The organism is Sphingomonas adhaesiva (assembly GCF_036946125.1).
Classification (GTDB): Bacteria; Pseudomonadota; Alphaproteobacteria; order Sphingomonadales; family Sphingomonadaceae; genus Sphingomonas; species Sphingomonas adhaesiva_A.
Window position 1 is genome coordinate 1 of the sequence record NZ_JAQIJT010000002.1, and the last position, 22,480, is coordinate 22,480.

Sequence of the window (22,480 nt, forward strand, 5' to 3'; positions counted from 1 at the left end):
AAGCGGCTGGTGGCCAACCTCAGCCTGGATAAGGAGATGCTCCAGGGCGTCATCCGCCGAAAAATGTAGGGCCTGGTCGAGCCCGGGAGATCGTCGGCTATTTGCAGGCGAGCTACCAGGTCAGCGAACGGCGAGCTTGCGGCGCGTTTCCGATCAATCGATCGACCCAGCGCTACCAGTCCCGCCGCCTCGATCAGGCCGGCCTCAAGATGCGGATCAAGGAGTTGGCTGCGACCGTGTTCGCTACGGGTATCGACGCATCCATGTGCTGCTCCGGCGGGAGGGCTGGGAGATCAACCACAAGCGCACTCATCGGCTGTATCGCGAACTCGCGCTGCAGCTGCGCAACAAGACGCGCAAGCGCAAGGTGAAGGCGAAGCTGCGCGATGACCGGACGCGGCGACGGCGCCCGACGAGTGCTGGTCGATGCATTTCCTGTCGGACCAACTGTTCGACGGGCGCAAGATCCGCGTGCTGTCGATCGTCGACAACTTCACGCGTGTGTCGCCAGCGCTCGATGTACGGACAAGCTATCGCGGATCTGACGTGGTCGAAACGCTCGACCGCGTTGCCGCGGCACATGGTCGCCCAAGCGCATTCGTCTAGATAATGGGCCGGAATCCATCTCGAAGGATCTCGATCTATGGGCCTATCAGCATGATGTAGTGCTGGACTTCAGCCGCCCCGGCAAGCCGACCGACAATGCGTTCGCGGAGGCGTTCAACGGCCGCCTGCGGGCCGAATGCCTCAACGCATACTGGTTCTTGAGCTTGGCCGCCGAAGTGGCCCGCATTCGACGGTCAATCGCGGCTAATGACTGGATGCCGGGCGCCATGACCTCTCGCGGCCGTGCGCCTTCGTTCGGCTCGCGCTCGACGGTGATGTCGGATGGTCGTGCGTATGTGTATCTGCTGCTCGTCGATGGACCAATTGACGTGCTTGCGGCGGACGTCGCGATTACGCCGGGTTGGTCGTGACGTGATGGGGTGGACGGCCCCTGCACCAGCGTAGCTGGGCGATGATGGTGCCGGGTGGGTTATAAATTAGAACCGGCGTGTCGGACACCATCGGAGCGCCTGCGGCTGACGACATATAGCCGCCGGCCAGCACCAGCACGAAATGAGCTTCGTCATGGCTGTGTCGCCGAACTTCTTCTTCGGGCGGGTTTGCCGTTAGCGCATGAAAGCTGAACCCGCCGGCGTGCCTGCCCTCCGGGCCACTTCCCCAGAAATCCGTCTTTCCTCGCCTGAGAACCATATTACAGGTCTGCACCAATTCGGGCCATCGGCGCCATCCGACTTATGTTGCCGATCGTTTCTCATTTCACCGCGTGCAATGGGTTTCGAGACACCTTTAGCGTTCTCGAAACTCGATCCCAACGGGAAAGGCTTCGGCCGGCCTACCACTGTACTTATGGGAAGCCGGGGTTATCGATTTCAGCCGAGCATCTGCGATCGGTTTGAGATCGGCTGTCGTGCGTGTCACGATCGCGTAGGTTGATCCGTCATGATGAGGGGAAGCATCCCCAACATTCGGAGACACGATCATGCACGCCCTGTTTCTCACGCATAGCAGCACGCCGGGTCGGCGCGACGAACTGGAGGCGGTGTGGCGTCGGCACATGATGCCGGCGATCGACGCCAACGACGGCCACCTCGTCTACATCTACAGTTTCGGTACCGATCCTGACACGGTAGGCGCGTTTCAGCTATACCGGTCGAAGGAAGACGCGGATGCATTCGTGCAATCGCCCGCGTATCTGGCCTACCTGAATGAAGCACGGCCGTTGTTGGCGCATGATCCCGACGTGACGATCCTCGAACCGCGATGGGTTAAAGGCGCCTGATGGAAGTGACAATCGACGCTGCGATGATGGTGGCGTTCGAAGCTGCCCGGCCAGCGATGTTTGGCATCGCATATCGTATGCTCGGCACGCATGCCGATGCCGAAGACGTCCTGCAGGACGTGTTCATTCGCTGGTCAGAAGCCGATCGACATTCGATCCAGAACCCAGCTGCGTGGCTTACTACAGTCTGTACGCGACGATCGATCGATGTGGTCCGCTTGGTCGCTCGCGCGCGGACGGACTATGTGGGACCGTGGCTGCCCGAGCCATTGGCCGGTGCGACGATGGAAGAGCCGCAGGAACTCTCTTTTGCTTTGGAGACGGCGTTCTTGCTCTTGCTGCAGCGCGCGTCGCCCAGCGTCCGCAATCTGCCTGAGATTGACGCCCCAGAGCAGCTTCTTGTCGATTTCGTCGCCTTCCGGGCGGTGATGCGTGAAACATCCGCACATCGCGCAACGGAACCATCGCAGGACGCCTTTTCCCCATACGTAGCTGTCGAGGGTCGAGGGCCTGTGCCTCAGGATAAGCGACGCTCCCGAATAGTAGGCGAATAGGCGCTGGACGCGTCGACAAAGAGAGCAGTTGCATGCTGTCAAGACACGTGGGCGGCGTGGAATGGCGATCGTCACACCGCCGCAATGGCATTTTGCTTCCAGCATTCCTCGGTCCCGTCGCCAGTGCATCAGAGAATGCCTGTCAGGCTACACCCTTCCACAACTTCCAGCATCCTGGTTCCGCATCCGGATGATCCGATACGATCCGGCTGACTTCGAATGGCGGGTGATCGTGCGATGGCGAAAGTGACATCGTTTCGGCATCCTGCCGAGGCTCGCCCGCGAGATGGTTGGGACATTCCCGCACGGATCGTCCGACGGGGCGGTCGCGTCTTTCCGCCCAGGATCGCGCTTTTGCGATGCGCCTGTTCGACGGCCGCTCAACGAAGCGCCGCGTCGAATTCGCGGATGAGTTCTCCGACCCGACCGCCTTTCAATGGGGCCTCGGGATAGCGCCGGAGTATCCCAGAGACCTGTGGCGGCGCGAGGCCTGCCAACATCGCCAGGTGCATCTCTGCGGTGTCCGGGGACGAGAGCTCGATGGCTCGGACAGCATGAGCCGCCGATCCAAGGATGTGCTTGACCTGGGTCGCCGTCGCCAGCGGGTGCAGATAGGCGGCGCCAGCGGCTGCGACAGGGGCCCGCGCTGCCTCACTCGCCGCAGGTTCACCGTGGTCGGCAGCTTCCCCAGCAGCCCGAAGCGCAGACCATGCCCTGTCTCGGAGGAGCTTGGTTCGTCCTGCGCCGCCTGCGAACAGCCGGGCGGCGGCGATGGCGTCGTGTGGCCGCCGATCGTGCGGGTATCGTCGGTCGAAGACCGGGAGGACAGAACAAGCGCACTGCGCCGCATAGCCTTCGACGGCCCGGCAAGCATCCAAGCTGTGATAGACCTTTGCAGCATCCGCCATGGCGCTGAGATATGCGCACATCGGCACGCATTGAATCCTCGTCTTTTCTTCCGGATTGGCGGCAGCGGCGGCAACAGTCGCGCTTCCGTCTCGTCAAAGGAAGCATGCAAGTCTTGCCGTCCCGGGAGCCGTCCTGCATCCGCTTCCCCGGAATTGTCCGCCAACCGCGGATCATCCGGAAAGCAGGAGCGTGCGGCCTGGCGGGTCAGCCGCAGTTCGTCTCGAGAATTCGACCGCTCTATGCCGCCATCCGGCGCAGGCAGGACACTCCCCCTGACAAGGATGCGCCTTGGCGAAGGGAAGCGCCGATACGGTTCCTATAGGTAGAGCAATTGCGTCAAAGCAATGGTAGTATCGCGGCCGGCCGGGGGCGGCCGGCAGTTGACATGTCTCTTGAGGGGGAAGTTATGGCGACCAAATCTACTAGGAATGTGTTGCTTGGCCTCGTGGCCACGCTCGGCACCAGCGTACCGGCCCATGCGCCGGATGATGTCACGAAGACGGGCATCGCGGCTGGCTTGGGGGTCGCTGCCGCGAGCGGCAAGACGACGATGGGCGATGGTGCGGGAGCGATCGAGGCATCGTTGCTCGACAGCGACGCCATGCTTCAGGCTGGCGCGGCCATCAGGCGTATCGCCGAGGCCGCCCGGTCGGCGAACGGCAATCGCCCAGTACTGGTGCTGGGCAAGTCCGACACGGTCGATTTCTCCATGGCGCTGTGGGTGGTCGAGCGGCTCCGGTCCTTGAAGACGAGGGCCGAGGCGATGCCGGCCGCCGGATGCCGCAAGGCACCGATCGTCGTCGAGCAAACCACCCGCGGAAGTTCTGCATTCCTGGATGCGCCGGCTGAGACGACGAAGACCCAGAAATTCGGGTTCGCGCGAACCGATATCGTGGCTGCGCTCGCGAGCGACATCAGCGTCGGCGCGATCAAACTGAGCGCCGACGATCGCACCCTTCTGAATGCCATCCTGATGGGAAACGCGGCCGACACCGCATGGCACGATCTTTCAACCACAACGCCGACCTTCGCCAAGGCCAGCAACGCTGGCCTCATCGTGCTCGACGAGCAGGTCGCGGTCGATCCCAGGACGAACCCCGTGTTCCTGCTCCTTGCCGACCTCCAGCGCTGGACCGATGCCAATCGCCAGTGCGACGGCGAAAGCCACAAGGCGATGGTCGACACGATCGACAAGTTTATCGCGGCCATCACCTCGGCCGAGAAGGGAACACCGGCAATCGTGGCGGCTGCGCAGCTGGCACCGTCCGGTTTCGATCGGTTGCCCCTCATCCTTCGGGTCGGGATCGACGACCGGGGCGGGACATCGATTACGTGATCGAACATCTGGTACACGATCGGCCTGCCCGGTGCCGCCGTGATCACAAGCGGCCTGAAGGTCAGTTTCCAGTTGAGCGATCCCAAAGTCGGGCAGAACCTGATGACCGGCGAAGTTCGTTGCGCCACCCGGCCTACCAGCTACCGGGACGTGCAAAACATGCTTGTGACCCGCAAGGCGACCGGCAGCAATTCTGTCGGCGACCGGCAGAAGACGCTTGTCACGTGCGCGTACAGGACCAGTTGAACAGCTACGCCGCCGGCCGGATCCACGCCCCCTTTTCGCCTCGGTGTCTTGCGATCCGGACCACGTTGACGGATTTCGCGCGTGAAATGTCATCGGGACAGCAATGTCGCGTTCGCTGCGCTAGCTGCAGGGCTGGCATACTTCTCACCCGGCACCACAACAGCTAGCTACGCAGCAGTGCTCGGACGATCTCGGCAACCATCCGGCGACGACGGCGATGGTATTGGCGCCAGCGGATGCGGAGCGCGGCGACATCGCCGCGATCGGTTGCCGCCGACAGATGCGCAATCTCGTCCCGTGTGTCAGCGATCAAGCCCGCCTCGACCAGGCGGACCGCGTGCAGCCGCGCGTTGATGTCCCGAACCGCGCGCAGGTGCTCCTCGTTCCTCGACGCGCGGGCCAGGCGTTCGACGAGCGCGCCTGTCGCCGTCGCATCGTCGTCCGCCTGCCCGCCATTGGCGGCATGGGCTGCGATCCGGCCGGCCGCCGATCGCAGGATGATCCCGATGACGTCCTCGTTCCAACGGTAGAGGTCGGCGAGCGCGGGCGCGTCGATCATCGGCACATGGAAGCCGCCGCCCGGACGGGCATCGACGAGACCGGCGCCACACAACTGGTTCAGCGCCTCGCGCACCGGCGTCGCGCTGGTGGCCAGCCGGTCCGCCAGCACGGCAGGGTCGAGCCGGGTGCCCGGTCGCACGACGCGCGTCAGGATCAACCGCCGGATCGCGTCGTGGACGCGCTCGGTCGTTGCGCCGGCGTTCATCCGCCGGGGCTTTGCCCAGCGACGAACGCCGCGACCATCTCGGCCTGGTCGGGACGCAGCGCGTCGACTGCGCCGATCGCCACGTCGATCTCGTCGCCGAGCAGGATCGAGGGACATTGCGCCGCTCCTTAGGGTCTGGCATCGGCGCAAAGGCACCATAGCCCTCCAAAATCGGGTGGCGAGGGTCGGTGGCCGTCGCCGCACCGCTTGTCGCGAGAATTGCCGGAGCCGCTAAAGCACCGAACCTGAAGACCGCTTCATTTCTCGATCATCCTACTCGCGCAAAGGAAGCCGCACCGAACAGGTAGGCCGGTGTGACCGCACGCTTCGCCGATGCAGGCGTCACCTTCGCGACCGGTCGCGCCGCCCCCAAGGCGGCAAACAAGGCTCGGACCCATTCCTCGGCTTGGTCGTCGGCGATGCGATAGTGGATTTGACGCGCTTCGCGGCGCGTCACGACCAGCGCGGCCCGGCGTAGCTCGGCAAGCTGCTGGCTGAGCGCGGGCTGACCGATGCCGGTCGCCGCCTCGATCTCGCCGACCGCCTGCTCCCCATCGAGAAGCGAGGCGAGGATCATCAGTCGCTGGGGCTGGGCGAGTGTGCGTAGCCGTTCCACCATTGCATCGGCCTGGGCACGATCGAGGCTCATGTGTCGGGCCTCAGCCGGTGAAACCAGTTCGCCTCGCCATCGACCGGAAGCGCGGGTGGCGACAACACCTCGTCGCCAGGATGCCAGCCTGCGGGCGTTAGCGCGTCGCCTCTCGACGCCCGTTGAAGCGCTTGCACCGTGCGCAGCATCTCCTCGACCGATCGGCCGACGTTCATCGGATACCAGTTGGTCGCCCGGACCACGCCTTCGGGGTCGACGAAGTAGGTCGCCCGCACCGCGGCGGAGTCGGTCGCCGCAGCATCAAGCATTCCATAGGCACGTCCGACCGCCATCGAAGGGTCTTCCACGACCGGAAACGGCACCTCGACGCCCGAGAGTTCGTGGATCGCGCGCATCCAGGCGACATGGCTGTAGAGGCTGTCGACCGACAGGCCGAGCAGCGCGCAGTCGATCGCCTCGAATGTCGGCGCTGCCTTGGCGAGCGCGATGAACTCGCTGGTACAGACCGGCGTGAAGTCGGCCGGGTGAGAAAAGAACAGGAGCCAGCGCCCGCGATACTGATCGAGGCTGACCTCCCCCATCGTCGTGCGTGCGGTGAAATTGGGGGCGGGATCGCCGATGCGAAGCGGTCGAGGCAGGGGGGCAGGTTCGTCCATCGCGTCGGACATGGCAGCCGAAGGTTGTTGACGCAAGAGCATTACAAACATACATAAAGGATGATTTGTTAGGAGTCGTAAGTGTCTGGTGGTCGTCATCTCGAACAGGTCGCCGCGCAGCGGAACGGCAGCATCCACGTCCGCGACGGCTTCGACGAGGATGCCTTCGTCGCGATACGCTCGGCGCGCGACGCGACGCTCTCGTCACCGCGGCCGATGCTGCCCGCGATCCAGGTCGATATGCGTGCCGGTCGCCTGCCTGGGCCGGAGGCCAACGGCACCCGCTATCTCCGCATGCCGCTGAACACGCCCTGATGCCGGGCTTTCCCCATGCCATGCCGCTGCATGGCCTCGCCGGCGGGTTGATGATCGGCCTTGCCGCGGCGCTCATGCTGCTCGTCAACGGACGGGTCGCCGGATGCAGCGGTCTGTTCGCGCGCGCGACCGGCCTTACCGGAGAGGGCGTGCCACGTGGCATCGCGCTGGCGTTTGCGATCGGTCTGCCGATCGGCGCCGCGATCATCCTCCTCACCTTGGGCGTTCGAGCCCACTTCCCGTCATCGCTCGTCTTGCTGGCGGTAGCCGGCGTCGTTGTCGGGTTCGGCACACGGCTAGGCTCCGGCTGCACCAGCGGCCACGGCGTCGTCGGCATGGCGCGGCTCTCGCCGCGTTCGATGGCGGCGACAGCGACATTCATGGGGTTCGGGATCGCAACGGCGACGATCATGCGACTGAGCGGGGTGGCGCTGTGAGCCGACAGACGCTGGTCGCACTTGCCAGCGGCATGCTGTTCGGCGCGGGGCTGGCGATCTCGGGCATGACCGATCCAGCGCGCGTCAGCGCGTTCCTCGACGTGGGTGGCTCCTGGGATCCGACGCTCGCCTTCGTGATGGGCGGAGCCTTGCTCCCGATGGCGGCCGCTTGGGCGCTCGTGCGACGGCGCGGCCGCCCGCTCGTCGCGGACGCCTTTCATCTGCCGTCAACCACACCGATCGATGCTCGCCTGCTTGGGGGTGCGGCTCTGTTCGGGATCGGCTGGGGCGTCGCGGGTCTGTGTCCCGGCCCGGCCGTCGCCGCGCTCGCCGTGGCGCCGGTCCCGGCGCTCGTATTTTGCGTGGGCATGACGACCGGGTTCGTCCTTTTCCGTCTTCTGCCAGCCCCGCCATCGAAAGGAAGCAGCATGGAGTTCACGCATCTTGCCGATAACTTCGCCGTCTCGGCGCAACTCGACGTCGCCGATGTCGAACGAGCCCGCCGCGCAGGTTTCCGTTCGATCATCGCCAACCGGCTGGACGGTGAGGACGCCCGGCAACCGAGCGCCGCCCAGATCGCGGCCGAGGCCACGCGGCTCGGCCTCGCCTTCGCTCATATCCCGATCGGCTTCACGCAAGCCGGCGATGCCGACGCCGACGCGATGGCGCGGGCGATGCGGGAATTACCGAAACCGATCCTGGCCTATTGCCGGACCGGCACCCGTTCCGCGGCGCTTTGGGCGCTGGGGCTGGCGCCCGACAGCGAACCTGGAGAACTCGTCAGGCGGGCGGCTGCCGCAGGCCACAAGATCACGGCGCTAATGCCGTCGCTGCGGCGTCGGGCGGGGGGGCGATGACCTATGACATCGTCATCGTGGGCGGCGGGGCGGCCGGCATCGCCACCGCCTCCAGTATCCTCAAGCGTAATCCCGATGTGACGATCGCAATCGTCGACGCGGCCAAAGAGCATTACTATCAGCCTGGCTGGACAATGGTGGGCGCTGGCGTGTTCACGCCCGAGCAGACCCGCAAGACCGAAGCCGAGGTGATGCCCAAGGGCGTCGACTGGCTCCAGGTCGCCGCGTCCGGCTTCGATCCCGACCGCAACGCCGTCGCGCTGGAGGACGGGCGGACGCTCACCTACCGCGTCCTCGTCGCGGCGCCGGGGCTGCGCCTCGCCTGGGAGAAGATCGAGGGGCTGGAAGCAACGCTCGGCCGTAACGGCGTCACCTCCAACTACCGCTACGATCTCGCGCCCTACACCTACCGGCTCGTCCAGGAGCTGAAGAAGGGGCGCGCGCTGTTCTCGCAGCCGCCCATGCCGATCAAGTGCGCGGGCGCACCGCAAAAGGCGATGTACCTGTCGTGCGATCTCTGGCGCGAAGCGGGCACGCTGCCCGGCATCGACGTCGAGTTCCACAATGCCGGTGCGGTGCTGTTCGGGGTGGCGCACTATGTCCCCGCCCTCATGGAATATATCGAGAAGTACGGGATCGACCTGTGCCTCGAATCCAACCTGGTCGCGGTCGACGGCGACCGGAAGGTCGCCACCTTCGCGCAGAAGAAGGACGGCGAGACGATCCGGGTCGAGCGCGGGTTCGACATGCTCCACGTCGTCCCCCCGCAGGTGTCGCACGAGTGGGTCGCCAAGAGCCCGCTCGCGGCCGAGACGGGGTTCATCGCGGTCGACGAGTCGACGTTGCGGAGCAAGAAATACGAGAACGTCTTCGCGCTCGGCGACGCGGCGGCGACCAGCAACGCCAAGACCGCCGCGGCGGCGCGCAAGCAGGCGCCCGTGGTCGCGGTCAGCGTGCTGGCGGCATTGGACGGCAAGCCGCCGGTCGCCGACTATGACGGCTATGGCTCGTGCCCGCTGACCGTCGAGCGCGGCAAGATCGTGCTGGCCGAGTTCGGCTATGGCGGGAAACTCCTGCCGAGCTTCCCGCGCTGGTTCATTGACGGGTCCAAGCCGACGCGCGCCGCCTGGTATCTGAAGGAGCGGTTGCTGCCCGCGATCTACTGGCACGCGATGCTGAAGGGCCGCGAGCCGATGGCCGCCCCCCATATGATCGGCAAAGCGGCATGACGCTGGAGCCGATCCAGTACCTCTTGGGCGGCATCTCCGGCGCGCTCGTCGGGTTCACGCTCGGGCTGGTGGGCGGCGGGGGTTCGATCCTCGCCGTCCCGCTTATGGTCTATCTGGTCGGCGTGCCGAGCGCACACATGGCGATCGGCACCAGCGCCTTGGCCGTCGCCGCCAACGCCGCGACCGGCCTCATCGGTCACGCGCGCGCCGGCACGGTCAAATGGCGCTGCGGCGGCATGTACGCCGCGGCCGGGATCGTCGGCGCGCTTGCCGGGTCGACCGCGGGCAAGGCCTTCGACGGCACCCGCCTCCTGTTCCTGTTCGCACTGGTGATGGTGCTGGTCGGCGTCGTCATGCTGCGCGGGCGCAAGGCGGAGGGCATTCCCGGCGCGCAATGCAGCCGCGAGAACGCGCCCAAGGTGATGGGGTTCGGCCTCGTCACCGGGTTGTTCTCCGGCTTCTTCGGCATCGGCGGCGGGTTCCTGATCGTGCCTGGGCTGATCGGCTCGACGCGGATGCCGATGCTGAACGCGGTCGGCACCTCGTTGGTCGCGGTCACGGCGTTCGGTCTGACGACGGCGCTCAACTATGCCTTCTCCGGGCTGGTCGACTGGCCGCTCGCCGGCGTCTTCATCGCGGGCGGCATCGTTGGCGGTCTGATCGGCCTCGCGGCTGCGCGTCGCCTCGCGGAGAGCCGCGGCGCGCTCACCACCGTGTTCGCCGTGCTGATCCTCGTGGTCGCCGCCTACATGCTTTGGAAGAGCGCCGGCGCCTTCGCCTGATGGGAAGCGCGGTCGTCATCGGGCCGCTGATGCTGGCTATGGACCGCGGCCTGGCGGTGCTGTGCATCGCCGTGTTCTTCGGCCTCGCCGCGCTCGCGGCGCGGTTCCGCCTGCCGCGTGTATCGGCGGTCGCGACCAGCGCCATCCTGGTCGGGCTGGTGACGGCGCGGATCGGCTATGTCGCCGCGCACTGGTCGAGCTACGCCGATGCACCGCTGTCCGTCTTCGCCCTATGGCAGGGCGGCTTCTCCGCGATCCGCGGCCTCGCCGGCGCCGCGGCGACGCTCGCGATCCGGCTCGACCGCACCCGCTCGCTCGCGGCCGGATTGGGGGCGTTGGCGGTATCCGGCGGCCTGTGGTTTGCGCTCCAGGCGTTGATCCCGCCCGTCACCTATGGACCGTTCCCCTATGACCTGACGCTCACCACGGCCACTGGGGCACCGCTACCGCTCGCCCGGTTCCGCGCCGGGATCAGGGCGGCCGCGACGCGCGCGAAGGTCGACTGTACGCGCCTGCAACGTGACCTGAAGCTGCACGGCGCCGACATCGATGCGCTCCTCGCGCGCACCGATGCCATTGCGAGCGCGATCGGGTTCAGCGGCACGCCTGCGCTGATCGTCGGTTCGCAGGTCGTGGCCGGCGCTGTCGAACTGCCCGCGCTCCGCCAACTGGTCGCGACCGCCCGCGCGAAGCCCGAGGCGCGCTGACGATGCCCGCGCCGCTCAGCCGGAGGCAGGCGGTGCAGCTCGGCGCCGTGGTGATCGGTGGCTGGGGCGGTCGGACAGGTGCTGCGCCGAACCGCCCCGATCGGGCGCGATATCGGCCCACGCGCGGACGCCATCCTCGCGGGCGGCGGGTCGCCGGAGAACGGACCTGCCGATGCGACGGTGCGGCTTGCCGTGTTCACCGACTATCGCTGCCCCGCCTGCCGCCATGCCTTCCCGGCGATGGAAGAGGCGGTAGAGTGCGACGGCAAGGTGCGGGTCATCTACAAGGACTGGCCGATCTTCGGCCCGCCTTCCGAGCGGGCCGCGAGCGTCGCGCTCGCGAGCGCCGAACAGGGGATCTACCCCGCCGTCCACCGTGCGCTGATGACCAACAGTCGGATCATCGACGACGACATGCTGCGCGACGTCGTGACCGGCGCTGGCGGCGACTGGTCGCGGGCGATGCGCTGGCTGGCAGCGCACGCGGGGCTGGTCGCGGGTCGGTTCCGTGCCAACAGACGTGAAGCCTATGCGATCGGGCTGTCCGGCACGCCGGGATTCTTGGCGGGTCCGATGCTGGTGATGGGCGCGATCGAAACGGACGATTTCAGGCGGCTGTTCGCACGAGCGCGGGTGGCACGCTGATGGATACGAGAGGACATACCTATGATCGAGTATCGCCACGAGGGCATGACGGTCGCGTCGCTCCACGACGAGCGCACCGGCAGCTTTCAGTATGTCGTCGTTGACGACGCCACGATGGCGGCCGCGATCATCGATCCCGTTCTCGACTTCGATCCCCGCGCCGCTGCGACCTCCACCGCCAACGCCGATCTGATCCTCGACTATGTGCGCGAGAAAGGACTGACGGTAGAATGGGTGCTCGACACTCACCCCCATGCCGATCATTTCTCGGCCGCGCCCTACATCGCGGGCAAGACCGGGGGCCGGACCGCGATCGGCGCGAAGGTCGTCGATGTGCAGAAGCTCTGGCAGACGATCTACTGTCTGACCGACCTGCCCGTCGACGGCAGCCAGTGGGACACGCTGTTCGCCGATGGCGAGGCGTTCCAGATCGGCTCGCTCGACGCCCGCGTGATGTTGTCGCCGGGGCATACGCTCGCCTCGATCACCTACGTCGTCGGCGACGCCGCGTTCGTCCATGACACGCTGATGGTGCCCGACAGCGGCACCAGCCGCGCCGACTTCCCGGGCGGCGACGCGGGCGCGCTGTGGCGTTCGATCCGGACGATCCTCGACCTGCCGCCCGAGACCGCGACCTATGTCGGTCACGACTACGGCAAGGACAGGCGCGAGGTGGTCGGCCGATCGACCGTGGCGGACCAGCGTCGCGACAACATCCATGTGCATGACGGCATCGACGAGGCGACGTTCGTCGCCACCCGTGAGAAGCGCGACGCGACCCTGCCGCTCCCGGACCTGATGCTCGCTGCGCTCCAGGTGAATATCCGCGGCGGCCGCCTGCCGGAAGCGGAAGCTTGCGGCACAGCGTTCCTCAAGGTGCCGCTCAACCACTTCGGCGCGGTCAAATGACCGAACCGCTACCACCCACGCCCGGCGACGATGGCGATGCTCAGCGTATTATTTTCGGCATTACCGCCGCGCTGCTCGTCCTCGTCGTCACCTACAAGGTCGGTCAGTCTGACGCGCCAGTGCGGGCACCGGACGAGGCGGCAGCGGACGCCAGCTTCTCCCCACCGGCGGAAAGCACCATCCCTGCCGGGCCGGACGGCGACGCCATCCGTCGCGGTCGCCTGATCTTTACCGCCACCTCGGCCGATGCGGCCAGTACGTCGGCAACGGCCTGACATGCAGCAACTGCCACCTCGATGCCGGGCGCAAGGCGGATGCCTCGCCGATGTGGGCGGCCTGGGTCGGCTACCCGGCCTATCGCGCGAAGAACGGCCGGATGAACACGATGGAGGACCGCATCCGCGACTGCTTTCTTTACTCGATGAACGCGCCCGCCTCGAAGGCCGGCACCCCGCCGCCCTACGGCGACGATATCTACCGCGATCTCCAGAGCTACTTCGCCTGGCTCGCGACCGGCGCGCCGTCTGGCAAGCTGCTGCCCGGTCGCGGGTTCGTGAAGCTCGCCGCCACTCCGCTTGGGCACGATCCGGCTCGCGGCGCGACAGTGTTCGCCGGCCAGTGCGCTTCGTGCCACAGCGCGAACGGGCAAGGACAGGCGAACCCGGACGGCACCTACACTATCCCGCCGCTATGAGGGCCACGCTCCTACAACTGGGGCGCGGGCATGACCGGGGTGGCGTCCGCGGCCGGGTTCATCAAGGCCAACATGCCTTATGGTCAGGGCAACACCCTGACGGACCAGCAGGCGTGGGACGTCGGCGCATATGTCGATAGCCGCGAGCGCCCGCGTGATCCGCGGCAGTCCGCTACGGTCGCAGAGGCCCGGGAGCAGTTTCACGCCAAAGGCGATTATTACGATCAGACGGTCGACGGGAAAGTGCTCGGAGGAAGCTGACCGGATTTCTCTGGCCGCGATCGTGCTGCCCGGACTGGGGAATGACCGGGAACGGTCGGGCCTTACGGAAAATGATCGAATTTCGGGAATGATCGGCGGTGGCGAGCATTCCGAGGGGTTAACGTTACGACCTTGATTTCACGGTCGCCCGATCGGCTATCCGTGCTCGGCGCTGGCGGATTTTCCACGGCACTGCGACCATGACAAACACCATCAAGCCGACAAAAATCCAAACCTGATCGTTCATGCCCTGCAACCACGCGATGCAGATGACGCAAGGCACCGCGATTATCGGCGTGATCTTGGTAGACCACCAAAGGACCGCCCCCCACCCTGGCCGATCCCAGACGCTCTTATCGAAGTTGAGCAGTATGAGCGTTGCCAAGACCTTCGCACCTAGTGTGACAGCCACGATCCAACTCAGAAGATCGAGTAACGTGGAAAAGCCGAACGTCATCATTGAAGGATGATGCAACGGCGGGAGGTGTGTAATAAGGTGTCGCCTTCGCTATGCGCCGTCGCTCTCCCGCGCTTCCCGATTGGGAACCCTGCCAGGGAAACACGCCACTTCAGCGCGGCGAACAGACGGGCTTGCCGGCGGGATCGAGCAGCGGTTCCCGTTTCACCTGCCCGGCAGGCGTCGTCCCCCGATAGACGGCGCATCCATTCGCATCGCGCTCGATGCGGGCATCCCGATAGCGGAATCGTGCTTCCGCGGCCTGGAAGGCCGTGACCTCGGCGCTGGGGAGCGCGTCGTTGCCATAGGGGTGCTGGGCGGGCAGCATGTCGTTGCCGTAGGGACGCCCGGCCGGACGGTTCGTCGCGCAGGCAGACAGCGCCGCAATCATGGCGAGAGGCAGGACGGACTTCATGGTTTCTCCATATCGTGGATGCCGGAAACGCTGACGGCGCTTGGATATATCCTGCCCGGACGGCGATCGGGTAACGGACGGTCACGGCCGCGCGCCCAGCGCCGCCATCATGCCGGGCGCCGGCACGCAGCGCTCGGCTTCGATGTAGGCGAGCAGCGCCGTGATGCCGCGGTCGAACACCTGCGGCTGCGGCGCCCGGCGGAACACGCCGCCCGTGACCCACGGCGCGACCTGTTTCCACGCCGCGGGCATGTCGAGCGCGCAAGGGGCGGGCTTGCCGTTGGCGGCGCGCTTCCAGCTCCAGTAAGTCCAGCCGACCACGCCGGGCGTCGCCTCGATCATGCGGATCGTCTGCGCGGTGGTGGCGTCGTCGGCCATGCCGAACTCGCCGACCCACACCGGCGCGTTCAGGCGGCGTGACGCCTCGGCGGCGGCGGACAGCCGCTCGGCGCGGCGATCGAACGGGAACGTATAGATGTGGGTCGAATAGCCGACGTTGCGCCCTAGCGGCCGCGTGAACACCGACAGGTCCGAGCCGAGCCTGTTGCCCTCCACCCAGATGATGTGGTCGCGGTCGACCCGGCGGATCGCGGCGATGAGTTCGCGATAGGCGGCGACCAAAGCCGCCCCCGAGGGCGCACTGGGCTCGTTGATGAGGTCGTAGCCCGCGACGGTGTCGTCGCCGGCATAGCGCCGCGCCACCTCGGTCCAGAGCGCCACCAGCCGCATCTGGTGGCGGCGATCCTTCCAATAATCCGCCTTGCCGAGCGTGGTGTCGGCGGTGAGGAGGCCGGCCTGCGCGCCGGGCACGGCATGCATGTCGAGGATGACCTTGAGGCCATGCCCCCTGGCCCAGCCGAGCAGCCGGTCGATATGCCGGAAACCCTGGCCGTCGCAGGCCAGACAGTCGTTGTCGGTGACGAGGCTGCGCCAATTGATCGGCAGGCGAATGACGGTGAAACCGGCGCGCGCCATCGCGGCGATGTCGCCCTCCTTGATGAAGGCGTCCTGATAGCGGCGGTGGAAGCGGCGCGCCGCGTTCGAACCGGATACCTGCGCGACGCGATCGAGTATCACGCTCTCGCCGCCGATCAGCGTGCCGCCGAACATCCAGCCTTCCCACAGCAGCCAGTTGCCGACGTTGACGCCGCGCAGCGCGACCGGCCGGCCGGCACCGTCGACCACGGCGGTTCCCTCGATCTGCCAGGGCCGGGCCGAGGCGGCGGCGGGCGCCGCCAGCAGGATCGCGCCGGTGATCAGGGCAGCTATACGACAAGTCTTCATATCGACCTCCGTCGCCATTATATGAGCAGTCATGAACCATAAAGCAATGGGCGAGGAAAGGCGATCCCGCGATCTGCGCGTCCGGCGCACCCGCCGGCGGCTTCGCGAGGCATTGGTCACGCTGCTCGCCGACCACGAATTGTCCGCCATCACCGCGCGAATGGTCGCCGACCGGTCGGGCGTGGGCTATGCGACCTTCTTCCGCCATCATGCCGACGTCGAGGCGCTGCTGTCGGACGTCGCCGCGACGCTGATCGCCGAACTGGCGCCGCCGATGCTGGCGCTGGGGGCGGCCGGCGACGTCCGCGGCATCGTCGACGCCATCGTGCGCTTCGTCGACGCCAACCGCACGACCTGCACGGCGCTGCTGGTGGCCGCCGCCGACGCCACCCGCCGCGATCTGCTCCGCCTGGCGCTCGCGGCGGCCGAACAGGGCACCGCGCCGGTGCCCGCCTGGCTGCCCCGCCCGCTGGCGCTGATCCATCAGGTGAGCGCCACATTCACCGCGGTCGGCTGGTGGCTCGAACATGCGCCGTCGCTGCCGGTCGCCGAGGCCGGCGAGATCATCTATCACCTGGCGTTCGAGCCCACGGCACCCGCAATGCCACCGGGGTAGCCATGCCCGGATTCCGGTCATCGACATGCAGCATGAGGAATAGCCGGTACGACGATCACGACTTTCGAGGCATTCCCACAAGGATGGTAAATCGGGAAGCTGCGCGAAGCGTACCGACAAACAGCACGTCTGGACGATACCTAGGTGGATACATAGGTTATCATAGGAGGGCCGAGCGAACGGTTGAATAATTAGCGCGGAGTTACGATGGCTGGACAGACGAAACGCGATGCGGAACTGCTGGCTCTGATACGTGAGGCTGATCGCCTTAAAGTGCTGCGGATCAATCATCAGGGCCGGCTTGTCAGCATGACCAAGGCTAACGAGCTGCATGTCGAAGTCCTGGCTGGTGCCTTGCTCTGCGCTGTTGAAGCGGACGATGTAACGAAGGAAGGGTGGCGCTAAAGGGGCGCAGAGTTCTTTCGCGAACGTGAGCGCCGACGTTCTAGCGTGCAGCCCTCAGACGGGTAGACGGGGCGCTCGAATTACGCCGCTTCTGATATTGCAGCCTGTTCGGCCTCGATGCAGGCAAGCGCCAGCACCATAACCATGCGATCACCAAGCATGACGATGCCTTCGATCGCATCGCGGGTACGCGGATCGCCGCAGTCGGGGGGCGGCTGCATGGTGTCGCGGTCGACCATGACGATGTCGCTGACCGCATCGACGATCAGTCCCTGAAGCTGGCTCCCGAGCTGCACGACGATGATGACGTGGCGCGATGATGGCGTGGTCGCGCCCCAACCTAGGAGCATCTTGAGGTCGAGCACGGGCAGCACGACACCACGCAGGTTGACGACGCCGCAGACGTGGGCCGCCGTGTTGGGAAGCGGGGTCGCCGCCGACCAGGCGCGGATCTCGCGGATCGCCATGGCGTCCACGCCGAGCATCTGGTCGTCGAGCTGGAAGGTGATGAGCTGCTGGGTCATGATGTGCCCCTTCAGAACTCGGACCAATCGTCGGCAATCGCGGTGTTGCCCACTGTCCGTGGCACCGGCTTCACGATCCGACGCGCGGCCGACGCGGCGCGGTCCTGAAGCTGGTGGACAGGCGAGGCGACTGCGACCGGTGCATCGCCGGTGCGGAAACGCGCGATTTGGCGGGTGAGCCCGTCCGCCTCGGCGGCGAGGCTGCGAGCGGCTGCGGTCGCCTCCTCGACCATGGCGGCGTTCTGCTGGGTCACGCCGTCCATCTCGGCGACGGCGGTGTTGACCTGCTGAAGCCCGGTCGCCTGCTGCTCGGTCGCCCCCGTGATCTCGCCGACCAGAACGCTGACCTCGCCGATCTTGCCGATGATGTCGTTGAGCGCCGTACCCGTCTCGCCGACGAGCCTTACGCCTGCGGTCACCTCATCGGCCCGATCTTCCACCGGTACCGTCACATCCATCCGGCCCTTGCCAAGTTCGCCAAGGGCTGCGGTCATCGCCGAGACGGGCTTGGCGACCTGCCGAACCAGCGTCATCAGGATCATGCCCAGTGCTACGAAGCACGCGAGCACCGCGCCGATCAGGAGCAGCCGGGCATGCGCATAAGCCGCATCGCCCTGGTCGCCCGCGGCCGTGGCCATATCCGCCTCAAACTTCGCCAGATCGCCCGCCGTCCTGGACGCATCATCGAAAGTCTGCTGCGATTTGCCGCGCATCAATGCGGTCGCCTCGGCGTTCTTGTTCTGGCGCGAAAGGGCGAGCAGCGCCTGATCTTGCTGAAGATAGGCATTCCACTGCGAGCGGAACTTGCCAAGCAGGGCACGGGCTTCCGGACGACGAAGTTTCTCGTCAAGAGCCTTGAAGTCCCTATTGAACCGCCCCGGGTTTGCCGGAGGCCATGGGTTGTGAGTTACGCTGCCATACCGATGATGTCCGCGGCAGCATAATATCGCTCTTCGGCTTCGGCAGGCGGGATGTTGCCGATGGCTTCCAGCAGCCGGCGATGGTTGAACCAGTCTACCCATTCGAGCGTGGCGTATTCGACGGCTTCAAAGCTGCGCCACGGTCCATGCCTGTGGATCACCTCGGCCTTGTAGAGGCCGTTGATCGTCTCGGCCAAAGCGTTGTCGTAGCTGTCGCCGACGCTGCCAACCGATGGCTCTAACCCGGCTTCGGCGAGGCGCTCGGTGTACTTGATGGACACGTATTGCGACCCCCGGTCGCTGTGATGGATGAGACCGCCCCGATGGGCCGGCCGGCGATCATGGAGAGCCTGCTCCAGGGCATCGAGGACAAAGCTGGCATGCGCCGTTCTGCTCGCCCGCCACCCCACGATCCGCCTGGCGTAGGTGTCTATGACGAAGGCGACGTAGAGGGAAGCCCGCCCAGGTCGCGACGTAGGTGAAATCCGACACCCACAGCATGTTCGGCGCTGGCGTGTAGAACCTGCGGTTGACGTGATCCAGCGGGCACGGCGCTGCCTTGTCGCTCATCGTCGTGCGAACCGGCTTGCCCCGGATCACGCCCTGTAGACCCATATCGCGCATCAGCCGCTCGATGGTGCAGCGGGCGACCGGGAAGCCCTCGCGCATCATCTGCCGCCAGACCTTGCGGACGCCGTAGACCGCGAAGTTCTCAGCGAACAGGATTCATCCGCATGATTCCGTCCGGCAGCGGCGCGCGGCGACGTGGCCGCTGGCGCTTTCGGAGCGCGTGCCGTCGCTGAAGATGCTCGCCGGGCCGGACGTGCCGGCGCGTTCGCCGCAGGTCGCTCTGAGCTGGTGCATGTCCTGGAGAATCGGCCAGAGCTGCATCCCATAGCCCCCCATCAGCCCCATCGCGCGCTCCACTGGATCGAGGCGGCCGAGCGCGGTGCCGGATCGCTCCTTCAGGTCCGCGAACCGGAAGTCCGACGCGGACGTGCTGTCCACGATGCGCGGGCTGTCGAGAAAGTGGGTGTGGCACTTAGCCGATGCCAGCACGCCCGCGGCCTCGCGATCAGACTTGCGGAGCTGATGGTTGGCGACGCGCGCGTCAGCAGCGCCTATAACGGCCCGATCCGGATCGTCATCAGATGTGATCTCCACGCAACATAGTTGCAAAAACTGGTTCGCGTTGAACTGAATCAGGATGAGCCGGGTTGTGCCCACCACGAAGGGGAAACGACAGGAGGAGACATGCGGCATGTCTTGGTGATCGAAGACCAGTTTTTGTTGGCGCAATGCTACAAAGACCTCGCGATCTACGCGGGCGCGTCTTCCGTTGAGATCGTCGCCGACGAGGCGGCGGCAATCGAGGCGGCGAGGCACCATCCTCCAACCGTCATCATTTCCGATGTAGACTTGGAGAAGGGCGGGCGCGGGCCAGATGCTGTCGCGCGCATCCATGCATTGTGCGGCACGGTGCCGGCAATTTTCGTCACCGGCAATCCCGAAGACCCTGACGCGCGGGCGCTAGCGACGGCGATCCTCACGAAGCCGTGCACCGCCGACCAATTCGCGCGGACCTTCAACACGATCGCGGCCGATCGCTGGAGCGGTCGTGGCGCGTCGAACCGTTCAGCCGGCCGCGGTATGCGAAGGGGCGATGCTGACGCCGGCTGAGATGCGCCTTGTCACCAGCGGCGCTCGGCAATCTGGTGCGCTTCCAACTCATGCCCGGCCACCGATATAACAGTGTCGAAGTGCCGACCCTGATCGACAGTATCGCCTTCGCCGGGCTGATTCCCGATAAGGCTTTCGATAACAACGCTCTCGTCGCCGAACTCAACGATCGCGGCGCACGGATCGTCATCTCGCAGCATCCTGCCCGCGCGCAGAATGCGGCAATCCGGAGCAAGGCTGACGTGGAACAGCGGCTCACACTGCCGCTCGCCCAGGCTTCGTCGGCTTCCGGGCCGGAAGTGATGACCGACCCGCCAGGACGGACCAGTGCCGCAAAATGCGGGATCATGGCCCGCTGATCGTCGCAACCGAGATGGAAGAAGCTATGCTAGGCGATGATGCCGTTGAACCGGGCGGGGAAATCGAAGCGTCGCATATCGTTCACCAGCCAAGTGCCTTGGGACAATGTCCACGCCGGTGACGGCGAATCCGTGGCGCAGTAGCTTGGCGTCCAGCGAGCCAGGCCAAAGCCGTGCGTTTGTAGAGCGGGATGATGGCACTTGCGCCAGCGATCGGATCATTCACGTTTTCGGTCGCCGGGGCTCGCACGACGCGCCGGTCAAGCACCTGTTGTTGGCCGCTGATCTGGCCCCCGTTTCACCGGACGGGTTCAAGCGGTTGCAGAAACCAATGCGCGATGTTCGCGCGGTGAACGCATTTTGAGTCCTGAATGGGGGTGGTTGTCGTTATAGTCCTCGATCCATCCGGCAAGGGATGTCAACGCGGTGGGAGCATCCGGCAGCGGCGAGACGCGGACGTAATCGCGTTTGAGGGTATGGACGAAGGCCTCCGAGATGCCGTTGGACTGCGGGCTGCGGACAGGGGTGAAGCAGGGCTTGAGACCGAGTTGCCGGGCAAAGGTGCGTGTTTCGCGGGCGGTATAGGCCGAGCCGTTATCGGACAGCATCTCGACCGGCACGGGCGCGCGCATGGTGCCGAAGCGGGTTTCCACGGCTTCCAGCATGATGTCGCGCACGTCCGAACCGCTGATGCCCGCATTGGCGACCGCACGCCAGGTGATGATCTCGCGGTCATGGGCGTCGATGATGAAGGCGCCGCGCACGACCTCGCCGTTCCAGCAGGTGAGCTCGAAGCCGTCCGAGCACCAGCGCAGGTTTGAGCGGATCGTCACCACGACGCCGTCATGGCCATGGTCGGCCCGCTCGGTGTAGCGCCGCGCCAGCAGCAGGCGATCCGCCGCCATGATGCGATAGACGCGCTTGTGATTGACCGGCGCCAGTCCTTCGGCGCGCTGCTGTCGATTGAGGACCGCCGCGATGCGGCGGTAGCCGTATGTTGGCCGCTGCGCGGCGATCTGGCGGATGCGGGGCAGCAGATCCGCGTCGCCGGCCCTGGTGTACGGCCCGCGGACCCGGGTGCTGCCGGCCAGGCGGTCGTACACGGTTGAGCGACCGACGCCGAGCGTGCTGGCGACCAGGCTCACCGGATGCTCTCCGGCAGCTGCGAGTGCATGAGCAAGCTCGCTTTTTTTGGGCGCGAGCGCTCCAGCGCTTCCTTCAGTATCTCGACCTCCAGCGTCTTGCGACCGAGCTGGCGCTCCAGTTCGCGGATGCGGGTCGCCGTGAAATCGGTGCGGCCGTTGCGAACATCGTCGATCAGCGACTTCAGAGATTCGCGACCAGCGATGTTGAGGCCGCTGCGCCCCTCATCAGCATAGGTGCGCACGATGTCGAACCCACGCCGCGCTGCATATTCGCTGATCGCGTCCGCCTGATTCTCGGTCGAGTAGCGTTGATGATCGGTGGACATGCGAACGTAGCGAGCGGCCCGCGTCTTAGCCGGCGGCCCACTATCAAAACCTTCAGACCGCTCCGCTGCTGCCACGAGAATGTAGCTCTGCTGTGTTGGATTAGGCCAGCCGTATCCCGTGCAAGAGGGGATGTCTTGGACCATGAAGGCGCGAACTTTTCAGTCCCACCGTGACGGGGCGCCACATTCGACGCTCGATGCCGCGATGTTCGCGCGCGAGATCGCCGCGGCGCTCGCCGTCGAATTTGGCGACCGGCCGCATAAGGTGAAGGAGCTTGCTCGGATTACAGGTTGCAACGAGCGCACCGTCAAGAACTGGTTCCAGGCGCGCAATAGCCCCAGCGGCGAGTGCCTCGTCACTTTGATGCGCCATTCCGACCAGGTGCTTCGGCTTGTCCTCCGCTACGCGGACCGCGACGATCTTCTCCGAGTGATTGACGTTTCCGAGGCGAAGGCACGGCTTGCCGAGGCCGTGACTACCTTGGACGGCCTATTAGACGGTCGCGAAGAGGGATTTAGAGGGGAATAGCGTAGACATAGTGCTCATCCGGGTCTGGCGCGGCCCGCCACTCCCTGTGGGATATTTATGC

Annotated in this window: 29 protein-coding genes and 4 pseudogenes; 20 read left to right on the plus strand and 13 right to left on the minus strand. The window is 65.8% G+C overall.

What is annotated here, in order from left to right:
- From PGN23_RS06470 to PGN23_RS06480, 3 genes and pseudogenes are all read left to right on the plus strand, one after another.
- Positions 1 to 776, plus strand: a pseudogene (locus PGN23_RS06470) (IS3 family transposase); the annotation flags it as partial.
- 770 nt (positions 777 to 1,546) lie between these two features.
- On the plus strand, positions 1,547 to 1,846 hold the full coding sequence (locus tag PGN23_RS06475) for a putative quinol monooxygenase (protein WP_335302029.1): 300 nt from the start codon (positions 1,547 to 1,549) through the stop codon (positions 1,844 to 1,846).
- Between the two features lie 26 nt (positions 1,847 to 1,872).
- On the plus strand, positions 1,873 to 2,400 hold the full coding sequence (locus PGN23_RS06480; RefSeq protein ID WP_443019744.1) for a sigma factor: 528 nt from the start codon (positions 1,873 to 1,875) through the stop codon (positions 2,398 to 2,400).
- Here the strand turns inward: PGN23_RS06480 and PGN23_RS18420 are convergent.
- Together PGN23_RS18420 and PGN23_RS18425 are read right to left on the minus strand one after the other, a co-directional pair.
- Positions 2,326 to 2,529, minus strand: a pseudogene (locus tag PGN23_RS18420) (GFA family protein); the annotation flags it as partial. The gene PGN23_RS06480 and the pseudogene PGN23_RS18420 sit on opposite strands and share 75 nt — an antisense overlap.
- A 251-nt stretch (positions 2,530 to 2,780) precedes the next feature.
- The gene (locus tag PGN23_RS18425) at positions 2,781 to 3,329 is read right to left on the minus strand and encodes a putative immunity protein (protein WP_443019730.1); all 549 of its coding nucleotides are present in this window, start codon (positions 3,327 to 3,329) and stop codon (positions 2,781 to 2,783) included.
- A 386-nt stretch (positions 3,330 to 3,715) separates the two neighbouring features.
- Here PGN23_RS18425 and PGN23_RS06485 point away from each other — a divergent pair, with 386 nt between their 5' ends.
- Complete coding sequence (locus PGN23_RS06485) at positions 3,716 to 4,645, plus strand: hypothetical protein (RefSeq protein ID WP_335302031.1); 930 nt, start codon at positions 3,716 to 3,718, stop codon at positions 4,643 to 4,645.
- A gap of 409 nt (positions 4,646 to 5,054) precedes the next feature.
- Here PGN23_RS06485 and PGN23_RS06490 read toward each other — a convergent pair whose 3' ends face one another.
- The 3 genes from PGN23_RS06490 to PGN23_RS06500 form a co-directional block, all read right to left on the minus strand.
- Entirely contained in the window at positions 5,055 to 5,657 is a 603-nt protein-coding gene (locus PGN23_RS06490) for a GntR family transcriptional regulator (RefSeq protein WP_335302032.1), read from the minus strand.
- Between the two features lie 268 nt (positions 5,658 to 5,925).
- The gene (locus PGN23_RS06495; protein ID WP_335302033.1) at positions 5,926 to 6,306 is read right to left on the minus strand and encodes an ArsR/SmtB family transcription factor; all 381 of its coding nucleotides are present in this window, start codon (positions 6,304 to 6,306) and stop codon (positions 5,926 to 5,928) included.
- Positions 6,303 to 6,935 (minus strand): peroxiredoxin, encoded by a 633-nt coding sequence (locus PGN23_RS06500; protein WP_335302034.1) that lies wholly within the window; start codon positions 6,933 to 6,935, stop codon positions 6,303 to 6,305. Before PGN23_RS06500 ends, PGN23_RS06495 begins: the two co-directional genes overlap by 4 nt.
- Positions 6,936 to 7,004: 69 nt before the next feature.
- Between PGN23_RS06500 and PGN23_RS06505 the strand changes: the two genes are divergently transcribed.
- From PGN23_RS06505 to PGN23_RS06560, 11 genes are read left to right on the plus strand one after another with little or no spacing between them, the layout of a single operon-like run.
- Positions 7,005 to 7,238, plus strand: coding sequence for a hypothetical protein (locus PGN23_RS06505; protein ID WP_335302035.1), 234 nt, complete (start codon positions 7,005 to 7,007; stop codon positions 7,236 to 7,238).
- Positions 7,238 to 7,675: a YeeE/YedE family protein gene (locus PGN23_RS06510; RefSeq protein WP_335302036.1), complete on the plus strand. Its 438-nt coding sequence runs from the start codon at positions 7,238 to 7,240 to the stop codon at positions 7,673 to 7,675. Before PGN23_RS06505 ends, PGN23_RS06510 begins: the two co-directional genes overlap by 1 nt.
- A complete protein-coding gene (locus tag PGN23_RS18430) occupies positions 7,672 to 8,532 on the plus strand; it encodes a DUF6691 family protein (RefSeq protein ID WP_443019731.1) in 861 nt (286 codons plus the stop codon). Before PGN23_RS06510 ends, PGN23_RS18430 begins: the two co-directional genes overlap by 4 nt.
- A complete protein-coding gene (locus tag PGN23_RS06525; protein WP_335302037.1) occupies positions 8,529 to 9,761 on the plus strand; it encodes an NAD(P)/FAD-dependent oxidoreductase in 1,233 nt (410 codons plus the stop codon). Before PGN23_RS18430 ends, PGN23_RS06525 begins: the two co-directional genes overlap by 4 nt.
- Positions 9,758 to 10,543: a sulfite exporter TauE/SafE family protein gene (locus PGN23_RS06530; protein WP_335302100.1), complete on the plus strand. Its 786-nt coding sequence runs from the start codon at positions 9,758 to 9,760 to the stop codon at positions 10,541 to 10,543. The genes PGN23_RS06525 and PGN23_RS06530 overlap by 4 nt, the downstream gene beginning before the upstream one ends.
- Before the next feature lie 29 nt (positions 10,544 to 10,572).
- A complete protein-coding gene (locus PGN23_RS06535; RefSeq protein ID WP_443019745.1) occupies positions 10,573 to 11,250 on the plus strand; it encodes a prolipoprotein diacylglyceryl transferase family protein in 678 nt (225 codons plus the stop codon).
- A 57-nt stretch (positions 11,251 to 11,307) separates the two neighbouring features.
- Positions 11,308 to 11,895 (plus strand): DsbA family protein, encoded by a 588-nt coding sequence (locus PGN23_RS06540; protein WP_335302102.1) that lies wholly within the window; start codon positions 11,308 to 11,310, stop codon positions 11,893 to 11,895.
- 21 nt (positions 11,896 to 11,916) lie between these two features.
- Entirely contained in the window at positions 11,917 to 12,804 is an 888-nt protein-coding gene (locus tag PGN23_RS06545; RefSeq protein ID WP_335302103.1) for an MBL fold metallo-hydrolase, read from the plus strand.
- The gene (locus PGN23_RS06550) at positions 12,801 to 13,079 is read left to right on the plus strand and encodes a hypothetical protein (RefSeq protein WP_335302104.1); all 279 of its coding nucleotides are present in this window, start codon (positions 12,801 to 12,803) and stop codon (positions 13,077 to 13,079) included. Before PGN23_RS06545 ends, PGN23_RS06550 begins: the two co-directional genes overlap by 4 nt.
- A gap of 50 nt (positions 13,080 to 13,129) precedes the next feature.
- A complete protein-coding gene (locus tag PGN23_RS06555) occupies positions 13,130 to 13,498 on the plus strand; it encodes a c-type cytochrome (protein WP_335302105.1) in 369 nt (122 codons plus the stop codon).
- A gap of 30 nt (positions 13,499 to 13,528) precedes the next feature.
- Positions 13,529 to 13,759, plus strand: coding sequence for a c-type cytochrome (locus PGN23_RS06560; RefSeq protein WP_335302106.1), 231 nt, complete (start codon positions 13,529 to 13,531; stop codon positions 13,757 to 13,759).
- 124 nt (positions 13,760 to 13,883) lie between these two features.
- On the opposite strand, the gene PGN23_RS06565 is transcribed toward PGN23_RS06560, so the two are convergent.
- The 3 genes from PGN23_RS06565 to PGN23_RS06575 all read right to left on the minus strand — a co-directional run bounded on the left by PGN23_RS06565 (position 13,884) and on the right by PGN23_RS06575 (position 15,915).
- Entirely contained in the window at positions 13,884 to 14,219 is a 336-nt protein-coding gene (locus PGN23_RS06565; RefSeq protein ID WP_335302107.1) for a hypothetical protein, read from the minus strand.
- Between the two features lie 109 nt (positions 14,220 to 14,328).
- Positions 14,329 to 14,631: a hypothetical protein gene (locus PGN23_RS06570; protein WP_335302108.1), complete on the minus strand. Its 303-nt coding sequence runs from the start codon at positions 14,629 to 14,631 to the stop codon at positions 14,329 to 14,331.
- Between the two features lie 81 nt (positions 14,632 to 14,712).
- Positions 14,713 to 15,915 carry a glycoside hydrolase family 5 protein gene (locus PGN23_RS06575; protein ID WP_335302109.1) on the minus strand — a complete coding sequence of 401 codons (1,203 nt, stop codon included), beginning with the start codon at positions 15,913 to 15,915 and terminating at the stop codon, positions 14,713 to 14,715.
- A 31-nt stretch (positions 15,916 to 15,946) separates the two neighbouring features.
- On the opposite strand from PGN23_RS06575, the gene PGN23_RS06580 reads away from it, so the two are divergent.
- Both PGN23_RS06580 and PGN23_RS06585 read left to right on the plus strand, forming a co-directional pair.
- Positions 15,947 to 16,531: a TetR/AcrR family transcriptional regulator gene (locus PGN23_RS06580; protein WP_335302110.1), complete on the plus strand. Its 585-nt coding sequence runs from the start codon at positions 15,947 to 15,949 to the stop codon at positions 16,529 to 16,531.
- A 207-nt stretch (positions 16,532 to 16,738) separates the two neighbouring features.
- Complete coding sequence (locus PGN23_RS06585) at positions 16,739 to 16,936, plus strand: hypothetical protein (protein ID WP_335302111.1); 198 nt, start codon at positions 16,739 to 16,741, stop codon at positions 16,934 to 16,936.
- Positions 16,937 to 17,016: 80 nt separating this feature from the next.
- Here PGN23_RS06585 and PGN23_RS06590 read toward each other — a convergent pair whose 3' ends face one another.
- The 4 genes and pseudogenes from PGN23_RS06590 to PGN23_RS06605 all read right to left on the minus strand — a co-directional run.
- Positions 17,017 to 17,460 (minus strand): chemotaxis protein CheW, encoded by a 444-nt coding sequence (locus tag PGN23_RS06590; protein ID WP_335302112.1) that lies wholly within the window; start codon positions 17,458 to 17,460, stop codon positions 17,017 to 17,019.
- An 11-nt stretch (positions 17,461 to 17,471) separates the two neighbouring features.
- Entirely contained in the window at positions 17,472 to 18,482 is a 1,011-nt protein-coding gene (locus tag PGN23_RS06595) for a methyl-accepting chemotaxis protein (protein ID WP_335302113.1), read from the minus strand.
- Positions 18,368 to 19,094, minus strand: a pseudogene (locus PGN23_RS06600) (IS3 family transposase); the annotation flags it as partial. The pseudogene PGN23_RS06600 and the gene PGN23_RS06595, both read right to left, overlap by 115 nt.
- A 108-nt stretch (positions 19,095 to 19,202) precedes the next feature.
- Positions 19,203 to 19,502 (minus strand): annotated as a pseudogene (locus PGN23_RS06605) (TraM recognition domain-containing protein); the annotation flags it as partial.
- A 147-nt stretch (positions 19,503 to 19,649) separates the two neighbouring features.
- Between PGN23_RS06605 and PGN23_RS06610 the strand changes: the two are divergent.
- A complete protein-coding gene (locus PGN23_RS06610) occupies positions 19,650 to 20,060 on the plus strand; it encodes a response regulator (RefSeq protein WP_335304536.1) in 411 nt (136 codons plus the stop codon).
- A gap of 80 nt (positions 20,061 to 20,140) precedes the next feature.
- Positions 20,141 to 20,419, plus strand: a complete 279-nt coding sequence (locus PGN23_RS06615; RefSeq protein ID WP_335302114.1) for a hypothetical protein — start codon at positions 20,141 to 20,143, stop codon at positions 20,417 to 20,419.
- A 311-nt stretch (positions 20,420 to 20,730) separates the two neighbouring features.
- Here the strand turns inward: PGN23_RS06615 and PGN23_RS06620 are convergent.
- Positions 20,731 to 21,890, minus strand: a protein-coding gene (locus PGN23_RS06620; RefSeq protein WP_443019746.1) for an IS3 family transposase whose coding sequence is annotated in 2 segments (ribosomal slippage) — positions 20,731 to 21,614 and positions 21,614 to 21,890 — 1,161 coding nt in all. Because the reading frame shifts where the segments join, the coding sequence is not laid out codon by codon here.
- Between the two features lie 142 nt (positions 21,891 to 22,032).
- Here PGN23_RS06620 and PGN23_RS06625 point away from each other — a divergent pair.
- Positions 22,033 to 22,419 (plus strand): homeobox domain-containing protein, encoded by a 387-nt coding sequence (locus tag PGN23_RS06625; RefSeq protein ID WP_335302116.1) that lies wholly within the window; start codon positions 22,033 to 22,035, stop codon positions 22,417 to 22,419.
- Positions 22,420 to 22,480: the final 61 nt, after the last annotated feature.